Below are 11521 nucleotides of genomic sequence, written 5' to 3' on the forward strand. Positions count from 1 at the left end.
TCATGAATACCATAAAGGGATTACCTGTTTCCTCCGGGATAGCAGTCGGAAAAGTATTCTTAAAGAAAACAATCTCCGAGAAAATCAGCTTAGTTAAAGTGAAAGACCAGGAGAGTGAAAAGGAAAGATTCCAGACCGCAAGAGTGAAGGCAATCAGGCAGCTTAATGAAATCTGTTCCGATATGCTTCATACAAAAGGAGAACAGGAAGCTTCCATATTTTCAGCTCATATGGAAATGCTGAAGGATTTTGAATTTATTAATCGTGTTGCGGGAGTAATTGAGGAGCAGAAATGTAATGCAGAATGGGCAGTAAAAAACATAAGGGACGAATTGGTTGAAATTTTTGAATCCATGGATGATGAATATATGCGGGAAAGAGCTATGGATATGAAAGATATAAGCAACAGGGTTATTCGGATCCTAAAGGGTGATGAAAGCGATGGGACCTTAAGGTTAGCAGAACCTGCCATTATTGCAGCCAACGACCTGGCACCTTCTGACACAGCACAGATGAATACAGAACTTGTATTAGGTATTTTAAATGAAAACGGCGGGCCAACTTCCCATGCTGCAATCATTGCCAGAATGTTAGGAATACCCTTTGTGGTGCATCCGCAGATTACTTCTTTGACAGCAAACGGGCAGCTGCTGGCTTTTGACGGTGAGACCGGATGTATTGAATTGGAATTGGACAGCGAAATACTCTTTCAGTATCAAAAAAAGCAGGAAGCTTTCATAGAAAAGAAACGGCAGCTGGAAAAATTAAAGGGTACGAAATCGATTACAGGCGATGGATATGAAATTGTTTTAGCGGGAAATATCGGAGCCTCGAAAGATGTGGATCGTGTTTTGCAGCAGGACGGTCATAGTATCGGCCTTTTCAGGACGGAATTTCTGTATATGAACCGTACGGAGGCACCAACGGAAGAGGAACAATTCATTGCATATAAAGAAACATCAGAAAAGATGCAAGGCAATCCTGTCATTATCCGGACTTTGGATATCGGAGGGGACAAGGAAGTGGATTATCTTAACATTCCCAAAGAAGAGAATCCCTTTTTAGGTTATCGTGCTATCCGTCTTTGCCTGGACAGGATTGCCTTTTGGAAAGTACAGATTAGAGCACTCCTTCGGGCAAGTGCTTACGGTAACATACATATTATGTTCCCTATGATCGTATCCCTGGACGAGCTTAGACAGGCAAAATGCCTTATTGAAGAAGTAAAGGATGAGTTAAGAAACGAAAAAATAGCATTTAATGAAAGTATACCGGTGGGGATGATGATGGAAACTCCGGCAGCAGCTCTAATGGCAGATGTTTTTGCGAAGGAAGTGGATTTTTTCAGTATCGGAACCAATGACCTGATTCAATATACTATGGCGGTTGACCGGATGAATGGTAAGGTCTCACATTTGTATTCCCCTTATGATCCGGCCGTACTTCGCTTTATCAAAAGGATTACTGACTGTGCCCGCGAAAATGGTATATGGGCTGGAATCTGCGGCGAAGCCGCGGCAGAAAAGGCTCTGATTCCGCTGTGGGTCGGTATTGGCGTAAAGGAACTTAGTATGTCACCGGTTTCTATCCTGCAGATAAGGGAGAAAATACAAAGTTTGTCAAAAATGGATTGTGAGAAACTGGCGGAAAAGATATTTACAATGAGCACAGCCAGAGAAATCGAAGACGCTTTGAAAAATACAAATAAACCGGTAAGTAATCGGAGGATACCTTGATGGACCAGTCAAGCTTAGAAATGGATACGTTTTTACTGGATAGATCAGATTATAAGAAATTAACAGAACGGATTTATTCAGGAATCGAAGAAGTTGATACGAATCTTCAGGAAGTAGTAGAATCCTTTGTTGACGCTTCTACGAAAGCGGAAGAGGGAATACAGGTTATAAATACGGGAATTAACCAGATGACCACGATTCGCAAAAATTTTAATTCCGTAGTAGAGGCAATTAATAAATTAGCGTCAAAATCCGAGGAAATAAAAAATATTGTAGAGATGATTACCAGAATTTCAAAGATGACCAATTTGTTATCTTTAAATGCATCAATCGAAGCCGCCAGGGCAGGGGAACAGGGCAAAGGATTTACTGTAGTGGCGAATGAAGTCAGAAGATTGGCAGAACAATCTTCCGGCGCTGCAAAAGATATCGGAGCTTTAATCAATGCAATAGAACTGGAAATTAACCAAACGGAAGAAATCATACGGAACGTGAACCAGGATGTGGAGTTAGGCGAATCCGTCATTGCAGATGCAGGGAAAACCTTTAACGGAATATTCTTAAATATTGAAGATGTATCCAATAAAATCATGAATGTATCGGCATCCATGGAAGATGTATTTTCTGCTGCACGATTCATTATTGATAACAGGGATAGTAACGGTTAGACTTACTTAGAGACACAAGTACAAATTATCAGCATATAGCTATATATAAAAGGAGGGGGTGTTGTAAATTAGTTTTGCAACACCTCCATACATTTTTCTCATTCCTTTTTCGGAAATAATATAAGAAGAAGCGCACCTACTAATTACCGTTATTTGGCATGCAACAGACAATGTATTAGTTTAGGAACTTTACTATATTATATAGATTATTTATTACAAACCACATTTGGGTGAAAAAGAACATATTGTTCCATATTGATGTCCCTTGCAGCCCATATTCCGGTATTAATCTGGTGATTCTCTCTATGCTCCTGGCATCCTTAAACCATACATTATGAAGCGCTCCCTCCATACTATAATAAAAATAGTAGGGTGATGCGGCTATCTCATTAAACTGTATTGGGACTCCGTTGTCAGAGGCTATTTGAATAGCTGTGTCGAATGTGATTGAATTTGCCACGGTATATCCGGGGACATATGGGAGCTCCCAATCATAACCGATTACAGGAAGTCCAAGCACAAATTTATTAGAGGGTACTATCTTTATAAGCTGGTCGATCTCTTCACTTACGATATTAATCGGAGTTGCAGAAGCCGGTGGGCCCAAAGAGTATCCCCAATCATAAGATAAAAACAGTATTGCATCGACGTACTGTGATATGATCGAGTAATCAATGGCTTCATAAGTTATTTCAGTGCCTTCAATATTTATTCTCGGCGTTACGGTAATTGTATATCGTAATCCTTCGCTTCTTAATCGTGTACTCATTTTTATAATAAAATTTTCAGCTTGGTTTTGGGTTTCAGAAACTATAAATTGAAAATATTGATTCAGGCCATAATACCCCTTTGCTTTAATATTAGCTATAATATTATCGATCATACGGTCCTGTGTATCCGGATTATTCAGAATAGCATAAGCTGCCTCCTTACTTCCAACTCCCCGTTCGGATAAAGTAGATACTAGCATCATAGGAAATACACCATATTCTTTTGCCATATTTACAATTTCCTGATCGTCAAGATCATTAATATCGCCGTTTTCATTAACCCGATAATCAAACACTGTCAGAAATGTTAGGAAAGGTAATGTTTTTCTTAATACGTCTTTATCTACATAGGAATAAACGTATCCGCCTATTGACATTGTGCCGATTTTATCTGTATCATAGCTTATTGTAATAGTTTCACCAGGATATATATACTCTCTGTTTGACAAATAGGGATTATTTCTTAAAATCTGCATCAATGGTACATGATACATTTCTGCAATATTTTCTAAGGTATCTCCTTCCTGTATGGTATGATTTATTAAAGGGTAGACAATTACAATAGTTTGGCCAACGACCAGATTAGTGGGATTTAATATACCATTTTCTACTATCAGCCTATTTACAGGAAGGTTGTAAAGATCTGCAATAGATGTAATTGTTTCTCCGGGTTGAACAACATGTATAATCATGTACAGATACCTTATTTCAATTTATATTAAAAATATATGTTATCTTTCAGGGAAAATGTCTTTGCGTTGGAGCATATTCTATTTCCGCTCTGAAAAACTGCGAAGGGTATCCGAATTTAATAGAGAGGGCAGTCATTTTCTGCATAGGCAGAAGGGGTGCCCCTCGGGGTCGAGCATCGTCACGTAATGAGCATCGCCAAATTGTACGGCGGATTTGGAGGCACCGAGGCGGATTGCCTCCTCCACGGCTGAGGGTAAATCGTCCACTTGAAAGTTGAAGTGCATTTGCTTTTGCTGCTTGCCGGGTTCTTCTGGCCAAACGGGTGGGACATACGGTATATCATCTGGTTCTGCAAACAGAAGTATCATACCATTATAGGCTTTAAGAGCCAAGCAATCAAAGGCAATTATCTTTTCCCATCCTGTGAGCTTGGCGTAAAACTCGCGGGTGCGGTTAGCGTTAGTGCAGTCAATCGTTAAGTCGCCGATGGTAATGTTTTGAATCATAATAAATTCCTCCACTCCTTTAATATAAATTCGCTTCGTATCAGCTTTTATCAGGAAAATCATACCACATTTCTTGCTGTACTTCCACTAACGATTTGTTATGCTGATGTCTGGTCCCGGAATGGTGGAGATATTACCGGATTCTTTTGTACTTGATGTTGGATTTATCAGTAAACGAGGTTAGGCAGTAATTGGGCTAATGCAGCGTCCACGATGTAATGGCAAACTAAAATATTTGGGTATTTAAAAATATCTTTATCATTTTTGGGAGTTATGCTATAGTTTAGTAAAAGCTCGTGTTTGATTAATAAACTGGTTGAATACGACAGATTTATAAAGAGGTATAAATTGCGAGAGTTAAAAAGTGTGGAAGAGAAAATTTTAGACAGAGCCTTGTATCTGATTGGGAAAAACCGTTCCTTAAATATATCCATAAGAGCTATTTCAAAAGAAGCAGGGGTAAATGTAAGTGCGATAAATTACTATTTCCGGACAAAAGAAGAGATGTTAAGACAGGCGAAGGAGCTTTATGTAGCCAATACTTTATCCATAACAGCTATTTTAGAGAACGGGGAGCTGGGGCCGGAAGAAAAGTTTTTGTATGCAGCCAATGAGATTATGGAGTATATTATCCGGTATCCCGGAATTGATGTATTGCTAAGGGATGCCAGGGAAAAAGACGATGAAATCTCTGTTAAAGTTCTGAAGGTATCCGAGGAGATGACGGAAGGATTAAATCACATCCTGGACAGCCTCTTAAAAGGAGCTAAAGACATATCCTGCAAACATATCATATTCTGGTCGGCAATAAACTATCCGGTTGAAGATAATCCTTTTATGAAATACAGCGCAGTACTTAATGATAGGAAAAACAGAATGGCTTATATTAAGCTGCTTTTGGCAATGTTAAGGCAGTAGATACAAAAAGACTGTCTTTAGTAAAGGTAGTCTTTTTGTCAATTATCCGTTGAAACACTATGTTAAAATTAAAACAATATGTTTGAAACGGATTGATTAAAATAATGCCTTATATTATAATAAAGCTAGTTCGAAAAATACGATATACTTTTCAAATCCCTTATTTATGCAGTACAGAAGATTGTTTTTATACCAGGCAGCAGTGAAACCTTTAACAGAAACTTAGCAGTGACAGCAGCAGAAGAGTGCAAAATGCAGGAGGATGGTTATGAGCTATAAGTATTTGTTCAATCCCATAAAAATAAGAGGACTGGAATTAAAAAACAGAATTGTGTTTCCTGCCATGGGAACAAAGATGGCAACAGAGGATAAATTCGTCACAAAGCAGTTAATAGATTATCAAGCGGAAAGAGTAAAAGGCGGCTGTGGATTAAATTTTACAGAAGTTTGCTCCGTATACAGTAAGGCTGCCCCGAAGAAATTCCTGGCTATCAGTGAAGATAAATACATACCGGGGCTAAAGGAACTGACCGATGCCATTCATGAAAACGGAGGCAAGGCAGGCGTTCAGCTGTGGTTGGGCGGACTTGCTGTAGGAAGCGACCAAACTCAAATGATTATTATTCCAAGCCCTATGCCGGTACCTGGAACGGAATATACACTGCCGGAGGCAAGTCTTGATACCATAAAGGAAGCCGTGGAGGCTTTTGGAGAGGCAGCTAGAAGAGCGGTGGAAGCCGGTTTTGATGTAATAGAATTTCATGCAGGCCATAATTATACACCCCATTCCTTCTTAAGTCCCTATTTTAACAGAAGGACGGATGAATACGGCGGTGAACTTAAAAACCGTGCCAGATTCTTAATCGAATGTATCGAAGCCATCCGAAAGAATATACCGGAAGATATGCCCCTGTTTATGCGGATTGATGCCCATGACGATTATCTGGAGGGCGGTCTTACTATCGAGGAGATTATCGAGTTCTGTAAAATGGCAGGAATGGCGGGAGTAGATGTACTGGACGTGTCCAGAGGGAATTTCTCCAGTGCGGCCATTAAATATGAAGTACCGCCCATTGACCTGCCAAGAGGGTTTAACGTAGAAAATGCCGCCAGAATCAGAAGAGAAACCGGAATGTTAACCATTGCCGTGGGAAGAATTAATGACCCTCATCAGGCAGAAGATATTCTCACAGAGGAAAAGGCGGATATGGTGGTAATCGGACGTGCCCAGCTTGCAGACCCGGAGTTTTGTAACAAGGCTATGGCTGGAAAGGAATACAGTATCGTCCGTTGCATTGGCTGCAACCAGGGTTGTTATGACGGTTTTGTCTCCACTGAAATGCCTTTTATCACCTGTCTTCGAAATCCTGCTCTGGGCAGAGAAGAGGAATACAGGGTTGTTATGACGGCTACTCCCAAGAAAGTCTTAGTTGCAGGTGGAGGAGTTGCAGGACTGGAAGCAGCGATGCAGTTAAAGAAGAGAGGACATGTACCTGTGCTTTGTGAAGCATCTTCTTCACTTGGCGGTCAGTTTGCCCTTGCCGGTGAGGCTCCAAGAAAAGCAGAGATGAAGGAGGCGGCTCTGGCGATGGGAGCCCAGGCGGTTAGAGAAGGTATTGATATCAGATTAAATACACTGGTTACACCGGAGCTCATTGGCGAGATCAAGCCGGACGAAGTAATAATTGCCATCGGTTCCATGCCGATTAAGCTGCAAATTTCTGGTGCTAATTTACCCCACGTAACCAATTCCCATGATGTGCTTGCCGGAAAGCAAAAAATATCTGGCAAGGCAGTTGTTATCGGAGGAGGGCTTGTTGGATTAGAGGTTGCCGAATATATTCATAAAAATACCGATAATGTTACCATAGTGGAGATGCTTGATAAGTTGGCAAAGGATTTAGGAGATCTGCGTAGTATCTGTGTAATGGAGAGCCTCTATGCGGCAGGGGTTAAGACAATAACCAATGCCAAATGCATTGAAATTAAAGAAAATGCCGTAGTAGTGGACAGAATGGGTAACATCGAAGAGATTCCCTGTGATTATGTAGTGTCCGCAGTCGGTGCAAAGTCAAGAGGATTTGCCGATATCCGTGAATATTGCAGCAAAGAGGGAATTCCTGTTCATATTATCGGGGATGCCCTGCGTGCAAGAAGAGCCTTGAATGCGGTAGCCGAAGCCAATGAGGTTATCAGAAGAATCTCATAAATGGGAAAAGAGCATAAAGGACACTTTTTCAATTTAAATTATTAAAAAGTTAAGTTTTGGTTGAAATATCTATAATTATGCCTATAATAATACATAAATATACAATTAAAAAGTTATGAAAAGGCGGAGGTATTTTCATGCACTACATACCAGAGGGATATTCAAGCAAGACGACGTTAAGAGAAACCGAAACAGCTATCAAGCTGATTAAAGACTTCTTTGAAAACAGCTTAGCAAAAAAATTAAACCTGACCAGAGTTTCTGCCCCATTATTTGTACTGCCCGAAACTGGATTAAATGACAATCTGAATGGTGTTGAGCGGCCGGTCTCTTTTACCGGAATCGGTACCCAGAATAGGAAATGTGAAGTAGTCCAGTCACTTGCGAAATGGAAGAGGATGGCACTGAAAAGATATCAGTTTGGTGTTGGTGAAGGCTTATATACCGATATGAATGCAATCAGATGTGATGAGACACTGGATAATATTCATTCTATCTATGTAGATCAATGGGATTGGGAAAAAGTAATTTTAAGGGATGAAAGAACCATTGATACTCTAAAAAATACGGTGAATAAAATTTATGAGGTGTTTTTAGAAACAGAACAATTTGTCGGCAGCAGGTTTGCTCTGTTTGAGGCTAAGCTGCCCAAGGAAGTTACATTTATTACAAGTCAGGAACTTGCGGATATGTATCCTGAATTATCAGCCAAAGACAGAGAAGCAGCTCTTGTAAGAGAAAAGGGAGCAATATTTATAATGCAAATAGGTGATAAGCTGATGAATGGTGAAAGACATGACGGGCGTGCACCGGACTATGACGATTGGAACTTAAATGGTGATTTGATTTTATATCACAAGCTGTTAGACATAGCGTTTGAAGTATCCTCAATGGGCATAAGGGTGGATGCCGAAGCGATGGACAGGCAGCTGGAGGAAGCAAATGCAAACGACAGAAGAGAGCTGCCGTATCACCAGGATGTTTTAAAAGATCAGCTGCCATTTACAATAGGCGGAGGAATCGGACAGTCAAGAATTTGTATGTACTTCATGGACAAGGTACATATTGGCGAAGTCCAAGCTTCCATATGGGAAGATGACATGTTAGAATATATGGCTGAAAAAGGTGTCGTAATATTATAAACAATAAGATATAAAAATCATTATATGATACAAGCAAGGGCAGAGACCAAAAGAAACCGGATCTGCCCTTGATGACTGTCAAACTATATTACAGTGCTTTTAAGTCTTCTCATCTGCCCAATTTATACTCCTTTTTATTAATTCAGCAATTTCATTTTTGTTTAATTTACTGTCACCCATCAGCCAATTGAATATGACATTAAACTCTGATCCGGTGTATGCATAGATATCGAATATTTCCCTTTCAGACAATTTTTGCTCGCGGTAGCTTTCAATAAAATATCTATTTATCCTGTCCAGATAAATGGCGGATAATCCTGATTTATATAAAATCTTTAAATGATTTTCATATCTAAGAACATAATCAAGAATATGAAGGATATGTTCGTTTTGGTATCTGTCCTTAAAATTCCTCACGGGATATTCTGCATTAAAATTACGCAGTATGTCATCAATATATGTGGATATCACTGCTTCTTTTGAAGTGAAATTACGATAATAGGTCGTCCTGGCAATGCCGGCTTTCTGTATTAACTCGGTAACAGATATTTCTGAAAATGCCTTCTTTTCCATTAAGGAAAATAGGGCTTCTATAGTACTCTGACACACAATCTGATGTTCTTCCTTATGCTTATTCATGAACAAAACCCCCTGTTTTGTACCGCAAAGACTTGCTGTTATTGTGTTATAATTATTATAAAACAAAATGTAACACAAGGAATATACAGAAGTAAAGGAGATATCATGAATTCCAAAGAAAAAGCAGCAAAGATTATACGGATAATATCCGTTCCGCCAATAATGGCCTTAAGTCTCCTGCTGGTAGCCTTCTTTTTTAAAAATGAGATATATAACAGACAGCAGGATTTCGTTTTTTCTATTGCGGCACTGGTTGTATTCCCAATTTTAGCATATCCGGCGAGCGAAATTTTCATAAGGAATAAGGAAAATAAAAGAGAAAGGCAGCGGAATTTTGCCTTTGTATTCAGTCTGATAGGATATACCGCATTATTGATTTATGGAGCTGTCTTTAAAGTCTCTTCTGATATGACGGCTATATCTCTTACCTACTTTTTAACAGTTGTTATACTAACCCTGTTCAATAAGATATTTAAAATTAAAGCAAGCGGACATGCAGCCAGTTGTACGTCGCCGCTTATATTTTTCATATATTTCTGGGGATGGCCTCTTATATTTCCATGCGGGATAGCGTTCACTGCAATTTTATGGTCATCATTGGAGTTAAAACGGCATTCCCTTAAAGAGTTTTTTATAGGTGCAGGAATCTGTATACTTTCAGTAGACCTGTCGTTGTTTGGTGTATGGTTTATTTGAAAGTGTATCATTTTTTGATTTCAGATCAAAATCAGTTGGCAGTTTTTATACCCAATTAAAAAAGAGGTAAGCTGTACCCCGTAAGTTTAACTTACGGGGTACAGCTTACCTCTATAAATATATTCTATGATTAGTAACAAGAACCGAAACTGCAATATTTTAATAGTTGTCTGCATAATTCGCTAAAGTGGCAAGAACTGAAGTGACATGAACTGAAGTTGAAACACATATTTGATATCCTCCTTATAAGTTGCTGTCTCTTAGGAACAAATAAATTGTAACACTTTTGTAACAAATATGTAATATATAAGCAGTGGAAATACAGGAGGTTTATGGAAATTAACCTTGCTTATATCTTATAGATAAATCCTGCTGAATCGAGAAAAATACCGTAATTTTATAGGAGAAAGAAGAGGTTTATACCTATTTATGAAATAATATTTCAAAAAATAATAAAAAATTAAAAATAAAATTACAAAAACTATTGACTTTCTCATAGAGATAAATTATTATATAGAAAGAAGATAAAAAACAAACGAATAAAAACAATAAATTGTGCAATATTACTAAATGCATAATGAAAGCGTAGGTACATAATGAATGAATACTTATCGAGTTTAACAACAGAGCAGGTGAATCAGAATACGAAAGATATTGATGAGTGCAGTACAGAGCAAATATTAGAGCTGATTAACTTTGAAGACAGTCAGGTAACGAATATTGTTAAAAATGAGATACCAAAGATTGCACAGGCTGTTGAAATGATTTGTAAGGCTCTTAGTAACGGAGGACGGATGTTCTATCTGGGCGCAGGAACCTCAGGGAGGCTGGGGGTATTGGACGCTTCCGAATGTCCGCCGACCTTTGGATCGGATCCCTCATTAATTCAAGGCTATATCGCAGGAGGGGATATTGCCCTTAGAACAGCGGTAGAGGGCTGTGAAGACAGCGAAGAAGAGGGAAGGAATCAGGTTATTCAATGTGAGGTAACAGAGAAGGATGTTGTTGTCGGAATTACCGCAAGCGGGGGCGCAGCTTATGTACTGGGGGCGATAAAGCAGGCAAGAGAGCTTTCGGCAGCTACTATCGGCATTGTGAATAATCACAATACGAAATTGGAAGCCGTATGTGATATTTGTATATCAGCGGTTGTCGGGCCGGAAGTTATTATCGGTTCCACAAGGATGAAAGCCGGAACCGCACAAAAACTGATTTTGAATATGCTGACAACCACAACGATGATTAAACTTGGTAAAGTATACGGCAATATGATGGTTGATTTGAAGGCATCCAATATCAAGCTGAATGAGAGAGCTGTCAGGATTATCCGGGCTGTCACCGGTGTAAATGAGGAAACTGCCAGGAGATATCTGGAGGAAGCCAATCACAGTTCCAAAGCAGCAATTATGATGATACTCTCCGGGTACTCACTTAAGGAAGCACAAGACACACTGGATGCGAACCAGGGATACTTAAAGAAAGCATTAAAACAAGTCCAAGGAAACGATTAAATTTTTAGGGATATATATTTGCATATGCAAATT

General features: G+C 39.2%; 10 protein-coding genes. 7 read left to right on the forward strand and 3 right to left on the reverse strand.

The annotated features are described in order from the left end of the window. The first annotated feature begins 2 nt into the window (after nt 1-2). Nucleotides 3-1736, forward strand: coding sequence for a phosphoenolpyruvate--protein phosphotransferase (ptsP, locus tag BUF11_RS02040; protein WP_073587132.1), 1734 nt, complete (start codon nt 3-5; stop codon nt 1734-1736). After that, nucleotides 1736-2404, forward strand: a complete 669-nt coding sequence (locus BUF11_RS02045; RefSeq protein ID WP_073587133.1) for a methyl-accepting chemotaxis protein — start codon at nt 1736-1738, stop codon at nt 2402-2404. The genes ptsP and BUF11_RS02045 overlap by 1 nt, the downstream gene beginning before the upstream one ends. Before the next feature lie 175 nt (nt 2405-2579). Here the strand turns inward: BUF11_RS02045 and BUF11_RS02050 are convergent, their stop codons facing one another. Together BUF11_RS02050 and BUF11_RS02055 are read right to left on the reverse strand one after the other, a co-directional pair. Further along, entirely contained in the window at nt 2580-3866 is a 1287-nt protein-coding gene (locus tag BUF11_RS02050; protein WP_073587134.1) for a LysM peptidoglycan-binding domain-containing protein, read from the reverse strand. A 132-nt stretch (nt 3867-3998) separates the two neighbouring features. Beyond that, nucleotides 3999-4373, reverse strand: a complete 375-nt coding sequence (locus BUF11_RS02055) for a VOC family protein (protein ID WP_073587870.1) — start codon at nt 4371-4373, stop codon at nt 3999-4001. 348 nt (nt 4374-4721) lie between these two features. Between BUF11_RS02055 and BUF11_RS02060 the strand changes: the two genes are divergently transcribed. From BUF11_RS02060 to asnA, 3 genes are all read left to right on the forward strand, one after another. Further along, nucleotides 4722-5291 (forward strand): TetR/AcrR family transcriptional regulator, encoded by a 570-nt coding sequence (locus BUF11_RS02060; RefSeq protein WP_073587135.1) that lies wholly within the window; start codon nt 4722-4724, stop codon nt 5289-5291. Between the two features lie 268 nt (nt 5292-5559). Beyond that, nucleotides 5560-7500 (forward strand): bile acid Fe-S flavoenzyme BaiCD, encoded by a 1941-nt coding sequence (baiCD, locus tag BUF11_RS02065; protein WP_073587136.1) that lies wholly within the window; start codon nt 5560-5562, stop codon nt 7498-7500. Between the two features lie 137 nt (nt 7501-7637). Beyond that, nucleotides 7638-8642, forward strand: a complete 1005-nt coding sequence (gene asnA, locus BUF11_RS02070; protein ID WP_073587137.1) for an aspartate--ammonia ligase — start codon at nt 7638-7640, stop codon at nt 8640-8642. 99 nt (nt 8643-8741) lie between these two features. Here the strand turns inward: asnA and BUF11_RS02075 are convergent, their stop codons facing one another. Further along, nucleotides 8742-9281 carry a TetR/AcrR family transcriptional regulator gene (locus BUF11_RS02075; protein ID WP_073587138.1) on the reverse strand — a complete coding sequence of 180 codons (540 nt, stop codon included), beginning with the start codon at nt 9279-9281 and terminating at the stop codon, nt 8742-8744. A 105-nt stretch (nt 9282-9386) separates the two neighbouring features. On the opposite strand from BUF11_RS02075, the gene BUF11_RS02080 reads away from it, so the two are divergent. Together BUF11_RS02080 and murQ are read left to right on the forward strand one after the other, a co-directional pair. Next, nucleotides 9387-9977 (forward strand): hypothetical protein, encoded by a 591-nt coding sequence (locus tag BUF11_RS02080; protein ID WP_073587139.1) that lies wholly within the window; start codon nt 9387-9389, stop codon nt 9975-9977. A 596-nt stretch (nt 9978-10573) separates the two neighbouring features. After that, nucleotides 10574-11488 carry an N-acetylmuramic acid 6-phosphate etherase gene (gene murQ / locus BUF11_RS02085; protein ID WP_073587140.1) on the forward strand — a complete coding sequence of 305 codons (915 nt, stop codon included), beginning with the start codon at nt 10574-10576 and terminating at the stop codon, nt 11486-11488. The last annotated feature ends 33 nt before the right edge of the window (nt 11489-11521 follow it).

The organism is Anaerocolumna xylanovorans DSM 12503 (assembly GCF_900143645.1).
In the GTDB taxonomy this organism is placed as follows: Bacteria; Bacillota; Clostridia; order Lachnospirales; family Lachnospiraceae; genus Anaerocolumna; species Anaerocolumna xylanovorans.